Below are 16118 nucleotides of genomic sequence, written 5' to 3'. Positions count from 1 at the left end.
CATTAAAATTCATTATAAATGAAGTTATTCTGTGTATCTCCGCTTCCATAAATTAAATATAGTGCTATAAATATTGCTAAATATAACAATGTTAAAAGGTACGGCTTCATTGCTAGGTAATACTTATTCGTAGGTTCCTTACCTTTGGACTTCATTTGGCACCTCTCCTAAAATTTAAATATCTTTATTTAAAGCTATAAATGATTCATAGTCCCTTTAAACAAATCTGATATATAATTAATAATTTATATTTTATTTTTATAATTCATTATACTCATTCTTCGATTGAAATTCAAAACAAATTTTAAACATTAAAACCACTATCTGCTTAATCCAATGTCTTGATATCTATCTTATGCATGAGTATTTATTTAGTGAATATTATTATTCTAAATCTTAAGCGTGAATTAAACAATTACAGATCATATAACAAAATTGTTAGATTAGCCATTATTCAATCAAAAAGCTTGTTTACTTTTCTATCTAAGTAAACAAGCTTTTATATATTATTTAACTTGATACAGGTGTTATGGCTGGTTCATTATTAAGAACTGCTTTAATATTATCAACACACAATTGCACCATACGATCTCGCGTATATTCTGAGGCACTTCCTATATGAGGGACAATCACTACATTAGGCATTTTAAGTAGTGGGTGCTCTACATCAATCGGCTCTTGCTCCAACACATCTAGTCCACATGCCAAAATTTGTCCAGTATTCAATGCATGTACTAAATCATTTTCGTTCACAATTGCACCTCTACCGATATTAATAAAAATGGCATCTGTTTTCATCTTTGCAAAAGCTTCGGCATTGAATTTGTATTTAGTTTCGTCCGTCAAGGGCGCAGTACAAACAACAAAATCACTGTTCTCTAATAGTTCTTCAAATGATACAAATGACGCGTTGTAATCACGTTCTGCATCTTCATGTCTGGAACGATTATGATAAAGAATGTTAGTGTCGAACCCTTTTAATCGTTTGGCAAATGCTTTTCCAATGTCTCCCATTCCGAATATACCAATTGTTGATCCATAGACATCTTTTCCTGACAATAAATATGGCCCCCAACTCTTCCACTGACCATCTTGAACATATTTTTCTGCTTCAACAATTCGACGTGCAGTTGCCAACATTAAAGTAAAAGCTAATTCAGCAGTTGTCTCGGTAAGTACTTCCGGTGTGTTAGTAACTATGATACTTTTTTGTTTAGCTATATTAACGTCAATATTATCATATCCTACTGCCATGTTTGCGATTACTTTTAGATGTGGTGCATTTGCAAGACATGTTTCGTCTATTGTTTCACTTAATGTGATAAAACATGCTATAGCATCTTGTACTTCCGCTAAAAATTTATCTCTAGGCATGGGTATCAAAGACTCATTCCAAACGACTACCTCTGCGATGTCTTCTAATTGTGATATGAATTTTTGAGGGATTTGACGTGTTACAATAATTTTATTCAATTTAAAATCTCCTCTCACCTTCATAAATTTATTTTTCTAATTCGGTAATGGCTTCATTTAAATCTTTGAATGAATGCGTTGGTGGTACATCTTTTGTTTGAATTTCTTCAAATGTTGTTACACCTGTTTGTACATGTATCGTATCAATACCAACATTAATGCCTGACATAATATCAGTATCATATAAATCTCCAACCATTGCCACATCTTGTTTATCAAGTTGTAGTATATCTAATGATTTTTCCATAATGATTGTTTCCGGTTTACCGATAAATTGTGGTTGAACCCCAGTAGATACTGTCACAACACTTGTTATCGCTCCATTACCAGGTAAAAAACCACGCTCTTTTGGTATTGAGACATCTGGATTTGTTGAAATAAATGTTGCACCGTTTCTGACTGCTAGTGTTGCAATCGCAAGTTTTTCATACGTTACATTTTCATCTAAACCTATGACCACATAATCTACATTTTCATCATCTTTAACTTCAAGTCCAGCTTCAGTAAGCGCAGTATGTAGACCTTCTCCACCTAACATATAAACAGAAGCACCTGGTGATTTTTCTGAGATATAATCTGCAGTTGCTAATGCAGATGTAACCACTTCATTAGCTGATGCATCAATGTTCATTTCATGTAGTTTTGCTGCGACCTGTTCAGGTGTTTTTGTTGAGTTGTTTGTTACATATAAATGAGGAATTTGATGTTGATTTAAATAATCAATAAATTGACTTGCACCATCAATTTCATCCGTACCTTTATACATCGTTCCATCTAAATCAATTAAATATGCCTTGTAATGCTTCACGCTTAATTCTCTCCTTTACCAAATGCAGTAATTGGAACATTTTCATTATTTAGAAATTGCACAACCTCATTAATAAATTGTTTATAATATGGTAATGCATGGTCAAATAACGGTTCAATTTCCTTAGTATCTAGTTGAATGTAGTTGTGTGCAAATTGCTTTCTAACATCAACAGTTTGATTAATATGCTCTTGTGTCTCTTTTGAAATGACGTTTTCCAATTCTAAAATATCGATAACATCTTTATAATTACCTGGATCTCTTAAAATGAATCCATCAATAATCATATTGCCAATATCGACTGAAGATTCGATTAACATTTGCGCAATTCTTTCAAATGCATATTGATTTGTTTTATTTGTTTCATAATCATTTGTTAATTGTTGTAAGTAATTTAGTTTTTCTGATAGTTTATCTTTATCTACAAAATACATTCCTTAGTCACCTCTTATTATCTTAATCATATCACAACTTTGCAGTACACTTCATTTGTCGTTATACTAACTTTAGTAAATTTCGTATTAAAGGGGTCTTAAAAAATGATTGATATGTATTTATATGATGATGAAGAACAAAGCCAAGTTCAATTCGTTGGCTTTGTTGGAGAACATAGTCGATACGACTTAATGTTAGTACAAACAGATCGTCATTATGGAAAAACACTTGTCTTAAATATGCAAACTAATAAATTTGGTATCATCGGTTCAGATGATATTGAAGAGGAAGGTTATATCGCTCATATTCTTGGGGTATCAGCTGAAGAAGGCGATGAAATCATTGAATATCTAAATGAGGTTATTCAATAAAAGTAAATCTCCCTCTGTTTACGCTAGCGTTTACAGAGGGAGATTATTTATTTGATTATTGTTAATTTATTGTTTTACTTTTCAGTATCTTGGATTGTAGGTTGTATTTTAACATCATGCAATTTATCTTCTTGATCTATAATTGCTGGATCATCTATTTGTTGTTTCACTTCATTTTTAGATAAATGCTTTACTACAAAATAAGGACACCCAAAATTACAATATTCTAATAAGTAGTCCTGAATACTTGAGAAGCGTTTACTGATTTCAGCTTTTTTGTTTGTATCTTTATAGAATCCTTTTAAACGTAATTGATCGTATCCAAAGTCTCCTACGACATAATCATATTTATCTAATATATCTGAATATCTGTTGGCAAATATTTCTTCATCGAAACATGCTCTATAATCTTCTATTAATTCAAAATATTGTTGTTCTACTTTTATCATTTTTTCACCTAATCCACTTTTCGAATGATTATGTCTCTATTTTAACAATTTTAGCCTTTAATATACAATTTTACTCACTTTTGTATACTACATAAATAATCTAAAAAACAAGAACCACTTCATTTATTCTCATAAAGAAAGTGGTTCTATCAAAACATTCAACTTCATATAATGAATGTCATTACTATGATTAGCTATTTAATTGTTCTTCACCTTGACGTTGTCTTTCTTTTGCAGCTTCATTAACTTGTTCGTCTGCATGATAAGAACTACGTACTAATGGTCCTGCTTGACAATGCTTAAATCCTTTTTCCATTGCTACTTTTCTCATTTTACCAAATTCTAATGGTGTGTAATATTTCTCAACTTTTAAATGTTTACGTGATGGTTGTAAATATTGGCCTATAGTTAAAATATCTACATCATTAGCACGTAAATCATCCATTGTTTCATAAATTTCTTCCATTGTTTCCCCTAAGCCAACCATTAAACTTGATTTTGTAGGAATATCTGGTTGTAATTCTTTAGAACGACGTAAGAATTCTAACGTACGATCATATGTTGCACGAGCACGAACTCTAGGTGTTAGACGACGAACTGTTTCGATATTGTGGTTTAAGATATCTGGTTTAGATGCCATTAAAGTTTCTAACGCGTCGTAGTCACCACCCATGTCTGACGGTAAAATCTCGATTGTAGTGAATGGGTTTCTTGCTCTAACTTTTCTTACTGTTTCAGCATAAACATTTGAACCCGCATCACGTAAATCATCACGAGCTACTGCAGTAATAACAACATGTTTTAAGTTCATTAATTCTACTGATTCTGCAACACGTTCTGGTTCATTTAAATCTAATTCATTAGGCAAACCAGTTTTAACGGCACAGAAACGACAAGCACGTGTACATACAGCTCCTAAAATCATAAATGTAGCTGTACGTCTTTCTCCCCAACACTCATGTATATTTGGACACTTTGCTTCTTCGCAAACAGTGTGTAAATTCTTTTCGCGCATCATTTTCTTAAGGCCAGTATAGTTTTCGTTCGTGTTTAGCTTTATTTTCAACCAATCTGGTTTTCGTAGTATTTCCTCATTTTTTGTAGCCATAACAACGCATACCCTCCTGTTTAATCTCTCTCTTTATTATTATAACGAAATTAACAGTAAATTAAAATCTAATCTATTGTTATTTTAAAATTCCAGTAACTTTTGTTTAAATATATCTCGTAAAAATTCGGGCATTATATATTCTGTTGGAAGTCCTTTCAACGATGGGAAATATCTACCAAATGTATACATATCTACTGTTCCTAAAATATAATGTTCATCATTTTGTATTTCTTTTCCATCTATAAAATAACGTCCCTCTGATTCAATAAAACCTAATCGATATAAAATATATCCCCCAAAAATATCTCCACGGAATCCAAGGCCTTGAGCATGTTCGTGCATATACTCTTGCTTTTGACTTTTAACAATGACTTCTTTAAGTTCTTCGCCTGTCAATTTTACTCTTACAACATTGATGGGATGAGGTAACATGCGATGAATATCAAATTCCGTTATTTCATCCGCTTCAATGCCTTTTACAATTAAACCTGCATTTATAATTGTACAATCTGCATTTGTGAATTCATAGACACTTTCTGCTAATAAATACGACGTTTTTGTGATTACATCTGTTTTATTATCTAACTTAAGCGGGTGATTCACAACTGGCGTACGCATCATCGCCTTTCCTTCCTCATCAAAGTTGGTTTGAACTTCTGGTAACGTTTCTAACGGATGTAAGCACGCAGTCTTCCGAGTTATGCTTTTATTTTCAATTGTTAAGTTCACTTCTCCTAAGTAATGTCCATACTTCCCAGCTGCTGCCATTAAGACTCCATTATTCATTTGGCCATGATCAAAATGGTGATGTGTATGACTACCAAGAATTAAATCAATTTCCGGAATTTCTTGGCATAATTTTTCATCAAAAAATACACCTACATGACTCATTACAATTAGTACATCATATTGTCCATCGTTTGCTTTAATTTCATCTTTGATGGATTCGAGTGGATTTGTAACAACCCAATCCAAAGCTCTATAAAATGGTGTAAATGGTGCTGTTGCCGCTACAAATAATATACGTACACCATCTATTTCTTTTATATATGATGATGCTATACGGTTAGGCAGACGTCCCTCTTCATCAAATACGTTAGCACAAATCACTTCAAATTGTGCATTTGTATATAAATTTTGTAATGCCTCATGCGAAATTGTCATACCTTCGTTATTACCTATTGTTGCAATATCACATTTAGCTTCATTTAATAATTCTATATTTTTCTTTCCTAGGGTTGCTTGTGTAATCGGTGCTGATAAATCAACATGATCACCTATATCCAAATATAGTGAGGGATGTTGAAGTTTTGAGCGATGTTCTGTCATATATGATTGAATACGTGCATATTCGTTGAGATGACTATGAATATCATTAGTATGGTATATAGTTAACTTCAAAATACTTCCCCCTTTTTAAAATGACTTTATAAGGTCATATATAATGTAACATGTATCGTTAAAACGAATAGATTATATGTACTTTTAACTTTTAAATAATAGATTTAATAATTAAATATGCACCTATTAGCAACATTACAGTACGTAACAACATGACGACTGTGTCAGACTTAATCGAATGATTGACTTTAACACCAATTTTAGCGCCTATATAACTAGAAATAATAAGTACAATTGAATAATCCCAAGCTACATGACCTTGTATGATATGTCCAATTGAACTCATCACACTTGAAAAGAAAATCATCATCATACTTGTTCCAACTGCTACATGCGGTGGAAATCTAAATACAATTAACATTAACGGCGTCATTAATGCACCTCCACCAATACCAAACAATCCTGTAAGAATACCGATCAATAAAGTAGCAACAAAAGCAACGAATGGTGGTACGCTATAATGATATGTCTTACCTTCTGCATCTATATATGTTTTTTCGTATTGAGGTTTATTAAATATTTTAAATGGTTTAATTTTATGTCTTACCATTAACAATATGGCTACAAAAATCATAAATATCCCAAAATAGAGATTAAATGACTTTAATGTTAAATATTGACTTAAAAAAGACCCAATTAATGACCCTGGTAATAATCCAAATAAGAAAATAGAGCCATTTTTTATATCAACTTGTTTCGTCTTTAAATAGCCTAATGAGGATGACAACCCAGTCACAATGAGAATGACAGACGATGTCCCTATTGCGATTTGAGTCGTAATACCATGTAATATACTATGATCGACTCCAAGATAGACTAATGTAGGTACAATAATGATGCCTCCGCCAATACCTACTATTGAACCTATAATCGCTGACAATCCACCAATGATAATTAATAATAAAATCGTTAATAACATTTACTTTCGCCTCTTAGAATAATTTTAGTTGTTGTGGTGCTAGTCCTTCATAGTCAATACCGAGAATATTTTGATATGTTTTAGCATTTTGAGCTGCATGACCACCAGAATTATTATTAAAAACAACGTATACTTGTTTAGCTTTTTGTTCTAAAATTTTAACTTTTTGTGCTAAATCCAGTAATTCTGTTTCGTTATAATTGTATAAATATCTTACATCTCGCCATTCTTGATCTGTCATATCTTTTTTTGTCCAACCATGTACGTTTCGTCCATGATATCTAACAAAAGCGATATCACTGGTTATTCTATTTACAAGTGGGATACTTGCATCTTTGACTTGTGGTTCATCTACAACTGCATGAATAATTTGATGTTCAGTTAAAAAGGACAATGTTTCCTCTTTAAATTGATCATTAAACCAAGACTGATGTCTGAATTCAACACACATTGGATAGTCTTGCAGTTGTTGTTTAACATATAAAATATACTTGATATTTTGACTAGAACAATCAAACCATGGTGGAAATTGTACCAGTACCATAGCTAGTTTATGACTTTCTTGTAATGGTGCCAACATTTCTTTAAATGCATCAAATAGTTCTTGGCGTGTTTCTGAAAAATCTCTAAAATCTGCATGTAGTGTCAAAGCTTGATGTATTTTAACTACAAATTGAAACCTTTCTGGTGTCTCACTTATCCACTTCTTGATATTTCGTTCTGGTTGAATCGCATAGTATGATGCATCAAGTTCTACAATAGGAAAATGACTTGCATATGTTTTTAATTTATCTGATTTTCTAGCTAGATCTTCATATAATGTATCATGATCTCCCCAACCAGTTAGACCTATATTTATCATTTATATCACCAAATTAATGATACCACAGAACAAAACGACGATTCACTTTATCTATTTCAAATTTACAGATTCTTATTAATCTATAGGTAACCTACAGATAATGCATCAAATAATAAAAACGCTCCCTTAATTATTTAAGAGAGCGTTTGATTTAACAATTATAAATTGGACATATCACTGATACGACTGACCATACGTTCTATTAAGTTTGCTGCATTTTGCTTTTCAGCTAATCTTGGTGATTGACCACTCCATATATGAGTTAGTTCACTATCACCTTGTTGTACTGCAGCCTTTCTAATTTGAGTAGTTAACTGGTTTTGAATCGGGTAATCTGGTATAACTCCTTGATATTCGCTCATTTCTTTAACGAATTGATTATTAATGCCACGAGCATTTTTACCACTAAAAACATTAGTGACCACTGTATCAGTCTCTTTACTTTTTAATATAGTGTCTTTAAGTAACTCGTTTGCTCCACTTTCATGAGAAGTTAAGAATGCAGTTCCCATTTGCACACCTTGTGCTCCTAACATTAGACTGGCAAGTAAACCTCTTTCATCCATAATACCACCAGCTGCGACAACAGGTATAGATACATGATCGACCACTTGAGGTACTAAAGACATTGTGCCAACCATTGGTTCTACATTATGACTAATTTGTAAAAATGACCCTCTATGTCCACCTGCTTCACTTCCTTGAGCTACAACAATATCTATTCCTGCTTTTTCATTTTCTATAGCTTCTTCTACTGTTGTTGCTGTACCAATTAATATCACTTGATGTTCTTTTAACTTTTCAATAGTTAATGCATCAGGAATACCGAATGTAAAACTACAGATTGGTACATTATACTTAATAATCATATTTATAGCTTCTTTAAATTTTTGAGTTTCATCTATGTTAATCACTGGTTCCTCTAAATGAAAAGCTCTCATATACGGTTTTAACCATGCATTCATATGTTCGACCTGTTGTGGATTTGCTGTAGCATTTTGATGAGGTACAAATAAATTGACCCCAAAAGGTTGGGTGGTCTTTTCTTTAACTGCTTTAATTTCACTTTCCAACTGATCGATACTAAAATATCCAGCTCCTATTGTACCAAGTCCACCTTTTTCGCTGACAGTAGCAACTAAAGATGCAGTAGTACTGCCGGCCATACCTGCTTGAATAATTGGATATTGAATGCCTAATAGACGTGTTAACTTATTGTCATTCCACATATTACTCACCTTTTCTATTTGTTACGCTTCGTTTTATTGAGATAGGTTTGATTTTCTAATTTTTCTTCTTCTTCTTTATCTAATTCATCTTCAATTTCCATTCCTAGCAGCTCTTCAATTAAATCTTCATGTGACACGATTGCATCTGTTCCACCAAATTCGTCTAGTACGATTGCTAAATGTTTTCTAGATATCGTCATTTTTCTAAGTACCCATTCAGCCCTATTATGTTCATTTACGAATAATGGTTCTGATGAGAAATTAGTTATTGATTCGTATTTTTTCTTACTCCATGCTAACAGATATTTAGAATGGAATACACCTATGACATGATCTATATCTTCATCATAAATTGGATAACGGGTATATGGTTCTTTCATAACGGTGTCATATGCTTCATCAAATGAAATATCTTTTGGAAATGCTACAACATTAATACGCGGAGTTGTATCTACATCTTTTATTTTAAGGTTTTCGAAATCTAATACACCTTTTAATCGATTTTGTTCTGTCTCATTAAATGCACCTTCACGTCCTGCCACAATCAACATTGTACGTATTTCTTCTTTAGTATACTGATTATCATCAGCTCTATCTTTTGATAATGATTTACTAATTTTACTTGTTATAGTATTCAACAATTTTGTAATTGGCTTAAGAATAATAACTAATGTGCGAATGATTGGATAAACAATACGTGATGTTTTATCAGGATTTGCTGCTGCGATTGCTTTGGGTATCACTTCAGATACTAATACAATGAATATAATCATGATGACTAGCACAGCTAATACATTAAATTGCATTTTTATAGCAAGAATGGTACCAAGCACTGGCAATATAATATTACTTATATTTTTTATGATTAATATAGTTGTTATAAACTCACTTGGTTTATCTAATAATTGGGAAAGTTTTTGTGACCTTTTATCACCATTTTTCGCTTCAGTCTGAAATTTACTTTTATTTGCTGCCGTTAACGCTGTTTCACTAAGTGATAAATAGAATAATACGATCAATAAGAATATGATAGCTATAATCATGAGGCATACTCCTTATTCATACAAATTTTCTTTAATAATAATTAAAACATTCCCTTGAATAAGCTTTTATAAACTATTCAGTCCATAGCGTGAACTTATAAAATATTTTACTTGAAATACTCAAATAAAAAAACTAGCCAACGGATCATAAAATCCATTGGCTAGCAATGACTGAGATTGATATCTCAAATTATATCAAACGATGTTCATCTATAAGTTACAATTAACCAATAGATCCTTCCATTTCGAATTTGATTAATCTATTCATTTCTACCGCATATTCCATTGGTAATTCTTTTGTAAATGGTTCAATGAAGCCCATAACAATCATTTCAGTCGCTTCTTCTTCAGAGATACCACGACTCATTAAATAGAATAATTGTTCTTCTGATACTTTAGAAACTTTAGCTTCGTGTTCTAATGAAATATTATCGTTAAATACCTCATTATAAGGAATTGTATCTGAAGTTGATTCATTATCTAAAATTAATGTGTCACATTCAATATTTGAACGCGCACCTTTCGCTTTTCGTCCAAAATGAACAATACCACGATAGATAACTTTACCACCATTTTTAGAAATTGATTTAGAAACAATAGTAGAAGACGTATTTGGTGCTTTATGAATCATTTTTGCACCTGCGTCTTGAACTTGTCCTTTACCTGCAAATGCAATTGATAATGTGCTACCTTTTGCACCTTCACCAAGTAATACACAGTTAGGGTATTTCATCGTCAATTTAGAACCTAAGTTACCGTCAACCCATTCCATATTACCATTCTCATGAACAAATGTACGTTTAGTAACTAAGTTATAAACATTATTTGCCCAGTTTTGAATTGTAGTATAACGTACGTGTGCATCTTTATGAACAATAATTTCAACTACTGCTGAGTGTAGAGAGCTTGTTGTATAAACGGGTGCAGTACAACCTTCTACATAGTTTACAGAAGCACCTTCATCAGCAATGATTAATGTACGTTCAAATTGTCCCATGTTTTCAGAGTTAATACGGAAATAAGCTTGCAATGGTGTATCTAATTTAACGTTTTTAGGTACGTAAATAAATGATCCACCTGACCAAACAGCTGAATTTAATGCCGCGAATTTGTTGTCAGCTGCTGGAATAACTGTTGCAAAATACTCACGGAATAAATCTTCATTTTCACGTAATGCACTATCAGTATCTTTAAAGATGATACCTTTTTCTTCTAATTCTTTTTCCATGTTGTGATAAACAACTTCGGATTCATATTGAGCAGATACACCTGCTAAATATTTTTGTTCAGCTTCAGGAATACCTAATTTATCAAATGTACGTTTGATTTCTTCTGGTACTTCATCCCATGAACGTTCAGTATGTTCTGATGGTTTTACGTAGTAAGTAATGTCATCAAAGTCTAATTCTGATAAGTCGCCACCCCATTGAGGCATTGGCATTTTATAGAATAATTTTAAAGCTTTCAAACGGAAATCGAGCATCCATTCAGGTTCATCTTTCATTTTTGAAATTTCTCTAACTATATTTTCAGTTAGACCTCGTTCTGATCTGAAAATGGAAACATCTTCGTCGTGGAAACCATATTTGTAATCCCCAACATCAGGTGCTTTTTTAGCCATTTCAATCACTCCTTATATATATTTAAACGTCATGTGCGAGATTTTTAATTACAAATATTAAATTGTTATCATATTATAACAACGATTAAGGAAAGTAAAAAGCCAACATGAATGATAATATTCATTATCTAGTTTAAGTTTACCCGTTATGTCAGATAGAAACATCTCCAGTTTTATTCTTCTGTAGTTCCTTCTGATTTACCTTCTTTTTCAACTGTCCCTTTTTCGAGCGCTTTCCAAGCTAAAGTGGCACACTTAATACGTGCAGGGAATTGAGAAACACCTTGTAATGCTTCAATGTCTCCCATTTCTTCAGTAATTTCGTAGTCTTCACCTAGCATCATTTTCGTGAATTCTTGACTCATTTGCATTGCTTCAGCTAATGTATGACCTTTTACCGCTTCAGTCATCATTGAAGCACTAGACATAGAGATTGAACAACCTTCACCTTCAAATTTAGCATCATTAATAACGCCATCTTCTATATCAAAGGTAAGTCGAATACGGTCACCACATGTTGGATTATTCATATCAACAGTCATCGAGCCATTGTCTAATACGCCCTTGTTTCTAGGATTTTTATAATGATCCATAATTACAGATCGATAAAGTTGATCTAAATTATTAAAATTCATAAGAGAAAAACTCCTTCGTTTGTTTCAATGCATATACAAATTGGTCGATGTCTTGCTTATTATTGTATACATAAAAGCTTGTTCTGGCAGTTGAAGAAACGCCTAACCATTTCATTAATGGTTGCGCACAATGGTGTCCTGCTCTTACCGCAACACCTTCTGTATCAACAGCAGTTGCAACATCATGCGGATGAATATCAGCTAAATTAAATGTAATGACACCTGCACGTCTATCTTTAGGCGGGCCATAAATGTCTAAACCTTCAATTTCTGATAGTTGTTCGTATGCATACTCTGTTAATTCTTTTTCATGTTGATGGATAGCTTCGAATCCTAATTTTTCAATGTAACGTATGGCTTCGGCTAAACCAATTGCTTGTGCAATTAAAGGTGTTCCTGCTTCGAATTTAGTTGGTAAGTCTGCCCACGTAGCATCATACTTACTTACAAAATCAATCATATCGCCACCAAATTCAACAGGTTCCATGTCTTTAAGTAGATCGCGCTTACCATATAACACACCGATACCTGTAGGTCCTAACATTTTATGACCACTAAAACTATAAAAGTCTGCATCAATATCTTGCATATCTAATGTCATATGTGGCGCTGCTTGTGCACCATCAACACTAATGATAGCACCATGTTGGTGTGCAATTTCTGCTATCGTTTTTACATCATTAATTGTCCCTAATACATTAGAAACATGCGCGATAGCAACAATCTTAGTTTTATCATTAATTGTTGCTTTAATGTCATCGATATTGAGTTCACCTTGATCAGTCATTGGGATGAACTTTAATGATGCCTTTTTACGTTTGGCAAGTTGTTGCCATGGCACGATATTAGCGTGATGCTCCATTTCAGTAACTACAATTTCATCGCCTTCTTCAACATGAGCATCACCATAGCTATGCGCAACAATGTTAATAGACGCTGTTGTACCTCGTGTAAAGATGATTTCCTCAAAATATTTTGCATTAATGAAACGTCTTACTGTTTCACGAGCACTTTCATATCCATCTGTAGCTAACGAACCTAATGTATGAACACCTCTGTGTACATTAGAGTTATAGCGCTTATAATAATCATCTAATACATTTAATACTTGAACTGGTGTTTGGCTTGTCGCAGTTGAATCAAGATAAGCTAAACGTTTGCCATTAACTTGTTGCTCTAAAATTGGAAAATCTTTAATAACTTCATTAACGTCAAATGATTGTTCGGCCACTTTATTCACGACCTTTCTTTAATTAAAAATCTCTTATTTGTATGTTTACTTAGATACTTTAAGCTCAATAACTTCTCTTAATTGACGTTTTACGTCTTCAATTGGCAATTCTCTAACAACTGGGTCTAAGAATCCATGGATAACTAAGCGTTCAGCTTCTCTTCTAGAAATACCACGGCTCATTAAGTAGTATAGTTGTTCTGGATCTACACGACCTACAGATGCTGCGTGTCCTGCTTCTACATCATCTTCATCAATTAATAAAATTGGGTTAGCATCTCCTCGTGCATTTTCAGAAAGCATTAATACACGTGATTCTTGGTTAGCAATTGATTTAGTACCACCATGTTTGATGTAGCCAATACCGTTAAATACAGAAGATGCATTTTCTTTCATTACACCATGTTTTAAGATATAGCCATCTGTCTCTTTACCATATTGAACAATTTTAGAAGTTAAATTGATTTTTTGATCGCCAGTACCGACTACAACTGATTTAAGTTCACTTGTTGAACGATCACCCATTAAGTTAGTTGTATTATCAATAATTTGGCTTCCTTCATTCATTAATCCTAAAGCCCAATTAATTGATGCATCCGCTTCAGTAGTACCTCTTCTAATAATATGTCCAGTAAATCCTTTATCTAAATAGTCTACTGAACCATATGTGATATTAGAATTTGCACCTGCGATAACTTCAGAAACGATATTAATTTGATTTCCTTCACCGCTTGCATTTGATAAATAGTTTTCGACATAAGTTACTTCTGCACTTTGCTCAGTAACTATGATGACATGATTATAAAAACTTGTATTTTCATCATCATGTAACACAACATATTGTACCGGATGCTCAACGACTACATTCTTAGGTACGTATACGAATACGCCACCATTCACTAAAGCAGTGTGTAAAGCCGTTAAACGATGTTCATCAACATTTACAGCATCTGTCATATAATATTTTTGAACTAAATCACTATGATTAACAAGTGCTTCTGATAAACCTTCAATAATGACACCATCATTTTTAGCTTGTTCAGAAACTTGTGTATACGCTAAATCATTATTATGTTGAATAACTAAGTTTTCAGTATTTTCAACATCGATAATCTTCTTAACTGATTCAGGTAATTCTTCTAAACTTTGATATACACTACCTTCAGTGTGATGTTGTTTAAAACTATCAAAGTCCCATTTTCTTAATTTTGTTTTATCAGGTTTTGGCATTTCTAAAGTTTCTGTTAATTTCAACGCTTTTTTACGTAATTCTGTCATCCAAGAAGGTTCATTGTGCGCTTTTGAATAATCAACAAGTTGTTCTTCAGAAATGTTCAAAGTTTCAGTTGTCATAACTCTTATCCTCCCACTTGATGAAATAGTATTAATAAGTCAATGTTCAGTTTCATCATTTATACGAACATCTCAACGAGCTTACAATCGATGTATCAATATCGATTATTCAGCTGCACCAAATTCTTCTTTAACCCATTCGTAACCTTCTTCTTCAAGGCGTTTCGCTAACTCTGGTCCACCAGATTTAACTACTTTACCTCCATACATAACATGTACTTTGTCTGGTGTAATATAATTTAATAAACGTTGATAGTGAGTAATCATTAATGCACCGAAATCTTCTCCACGCATTTGATTAATACCTTTAGATACTACTTTTAACGCATCGATATCTAAACCTGAGTCAATTTCATCTAAAATTGCAAATTTAGGTTCTAACATCATCAATTGTAGGATTTCATTACGTTTTTTCTCTCCGCCTGAGAAACCTTCATTTAGATAACGTTGTGCCATATCTTGGTCAATATCTAAGAAATCCATTTCTTTATCCAATTTTTTAATAAATTGCATTAAGTTGATTTCTTGTCCTTCTTCACGTTTAGCATTGATTGCTGAACGCATGAAATCAGCGTTAGTAACACCTGTAATTTCAGAAGGATATTGCATTGCTAAGAATAATCCTGCTTTAGCTCTTTCATCAACTTCTAATTCTAAAATGTTAACACCATCAAGTAACACTTCACCTTGTGTTACCTCATAGCTTGGATGACCCATAATTGCAGATGATAACGTTGATTTACCAGTACCATTTGGTCCCATAATGGCATGAATTTCCCCAGTATTAATTGTTAAATTAACACCTTTTAAAATTTCTTTATCGTCAATAGACACGTGTAGGTCTTTAATTTCTAATGTTGATGACATTTATATTCCCTCCATAAAATATAAAGTTTTCTTAACTAGTTTATAATAATTTTAATCTGTAGTCAAAAAGCCTTTGGAATTTTCAATCCTGTTCATTATAACGTACTTACAGGAGAATATAAACTTTTTAAAACCGTAAATTAGAGTTATTCTTTTCAAAAAACGATTTTCATCTATTGTTTTTAGTTATTTCAAATGATAACGAAATATGCATCTTTCTCAATAGACACTTTTTAGACAAATAGTTGTTTTATTTAACCCAAACCAATGAATTATGTTATTATACACTTTAACCTTTTAGGGTTAAGAA

Annotated in this window: 17 protein-coding genes; 1 reads left to right on the top strand and 16 read right to left on the bottom strand. The window is 32.6% G+C overall.

What is annotated here, in order from left to right; translation table 11 throughout:
• Positions 1-2 precede the first annotated feature (2 nt).
• The 4 genes from AC2D8K_RS03155 to hepT all read right to left on the bottom strand — a co-directional run bounded on the left by AC2D8K_RS03155 (position 3) and on the right by hepT (position 2715).
• Positions 3-155, bottom strand: a complete 153-nt coding sequence (locus tag AC2D8K_RS03155) for a teichoic acid D-Ala incorporation-associated protein DltX (RefSeq protein WP_002466673.1) — start codon at positions 153-155, stop codon at positions 3-5.
• 355 nt (positions 156-510) lie between these two features.
• On the bottom strand, positions 511-1473 hold the full coding sequence (locus tag AC2D8K_RS03150) for a 2-hydroxyacid dehydrogenase (protein ID WP_484697996.1): 963 nt from the start codon (positions 1471-1473) through the stop codon (positions 511-513).
• A gap of 28 nt (positions 1474-1501) precedes the next feature.
• Positions 1502-2281 (bottom strand): TIGR01457 family HAD-type hydrolase, encoded by a 780-nt coding sequence (locus tag AC2D8K_RS03145; RefSeq protein ID WP_002450834.1) that lies wholly within the window; start codon positions 2279-2281, stop codon positions 1502-1504.
• Between the two features lie 2 nt (positions 2282-2283).
• Positions 2284-2715, bottom strand: coding sequence for a type VII toxin-antitoxin system HepT family RNase toxin (gene hepT / locus AC2D8K_RS03140; protein ID WP_002450835.1), 432 nt, complete (start codon positions 2713-2715; stop codon positions 2284-2286).
• Positions 2716-2820: 105 nt separating this feature from the next.
• Here hepT and AC2D8K_RS03135 point away from each other — a divergent pair, with 105 nt between their 5' ends.
• Positions 2821-3087, top strand: coding sequence for a DUF3055 domain-containing protein (locus AC2D8K_RS03135; protein WP_002450836.1), 267 nt, complete (start codon positions 2821-2823; stop codon positions 3085-3087).
• A 74-nt stretch (positions 3088-3161) separates the two neighbouring features.
• Here the strand turns inward: AC2D8K_RS03135 and AC2D8K_RS03130 are convergent, their stop codons facing one another.
• The 12 genes from AC2D8K_RS03130 to sufC all read right to left on the bottom strand — a co-directional run bounded on the left by AC2D8K_RS03130 (position 3162) and on the right by sufC (position 15808).
• Positions 3162-3536, bottom strand: coding sequence for a YutD family protein (locus AC2D8K_RS03130; protein WP_002450837.1), 375 nt, complete (start codon positions 3534-3536; stop codon positions 3162-3164).
• Positions 3537-3726: 190 nt separating this feature from the next.
• Positions 3727-4644 (bottom strand): lipoyl synthase, encoded by a 918-nt coding sequence (gene lipA / locus AC2D8K_RS03125; protein ID WP_002450838.1) that lies wholly within the window; start codon positions 4642-4644, stop codon positions 3727-3729.
• Between the two features lie 84 nt (positions 4645-4728).
• Entirely contained in the window at positions 4729-6048 is a 1320-nt protein-coding gene (locus AC2D8K_RS03120) for a bifunctional metallophosphatase/5'-nucleotidase (protein ID WP_002450839.1), read from the bottom strand.
• A 91-nt stretch (positions 6049-6139) separates the two neighbouring features.
• A complete protein-coding gene (locus tag AC2D8K_RS03115; RefSeq protein WP_002450840.1) occupies positions 6140-6967 on the bottom strand; it encodes a sulfite exporter TauE/SafE family protein in 828 nt (275 codons plus the stop codon).
• A 13-nt stretch (positions 6968-6980) separates the two neighbouring features.
• Positions 6981-7829, bottom strand: coding sequence for a DUF72 domain-containing protein (locus tag AC2D8K_RS03110; protein WP_002450841.1), 849 nt, complete (start codon positions 7827-7829; stop codon positions 6981-6983).
• 158 nt (positions 7830-7987) lie between these two features.
• A complete protein-coding gene (locus tag AC2D8K_RS03105; protein ID WP_207024174.1) occupies positions 7988-9058 on the bottom strand; it encodes an NAD(P)H-dependent flavin oxidoreductase in 1071 nt (356 codons plus the stop codon).
• Positions 9059-9072: 14 nt separating this feature from the next.
• A complete protein-coding gene (locus AC2D8K_RS03100; RefSeq protein WP_002450843.1) occupies positions 9073-10101 on the bottom strand; it encodes a hemolysin family protein in 1029 nt (342 codons plus the stop codon).
• Positions 10102-10324: 223 nt separating this feature from the next.
• The gene (gene sufB, locus AC2D8K_RS03095) at positions 10325-11722 is read right to left on the bottom strand and encodes a Fe-S cluster assembly protein SufB (RefSeq protein WP_002450844.1); all 1398 of its coding nucleotides are present in this window, start codon (positions 11720-11722) and stop codon (positions 10325-10327) included.
• Positions 11723-11895: 173 nt separating this feature from the next.
• The gene (gene sufU / locus AC2D8K_RS03090) at positions 11896-12357 is read right to left on the bottom strand and encodes a Fe-S cluster assembly sulfur transfer protein SufU (RefSeq protein ID WP_002450845.1); all 462 of its coding nucleotides are present in this window, start codon (positions 12355-12357) and stop codon (positions 11896-11898) included.
• Positions 12347-13597, bottom strand: coding sequence for a cysteine desulfurase (locus AC2D8K_RS03085; RefSeq protein ID WP_172852382.1), 1251 nt, complete (start codon positions 13595-13597; stop codon positions 12347-12349). Before AC2D8K_RS03085 ends, sufU begins: the two co-directional genes overlap by 11 nt.
• A gap of 36 nt (positions 13598-13633) precedes the next feature.
• A complete protein-coding gene (sufD, locus tag AC2D8K_RS03080) occupies positions 13634-14941 on the bottom strand; it encodes a Fe-S cluster assembly protein SufD (protein ID WP_002450847.1) in 1308 nt (435 codons plus the stop codon).
• Between the two features lie 105 nt (positions 14942-15046).
• Positions 15047-15808: a Fe-S cluster assembly ATPase SufC gene (sufC, locus tag AC2D8K_RS03075; RefSeq protein WP_002450848.1), complete on the bottom strand. Its 762-nt coding sequence runs from the start codon at positions 15806-15808 to the stop codon at positions 15047-15049.
• Positions 15809-16118 lie beyond the last annotated feature (310 nt).

This window comes from Staphylococcus sp. 510, assembly GCF_057219715.1.
Note: the sequence above shows the minus strand (reverse complement) of the source record. Positions and strands in the feature narration are given on the sequence as shown.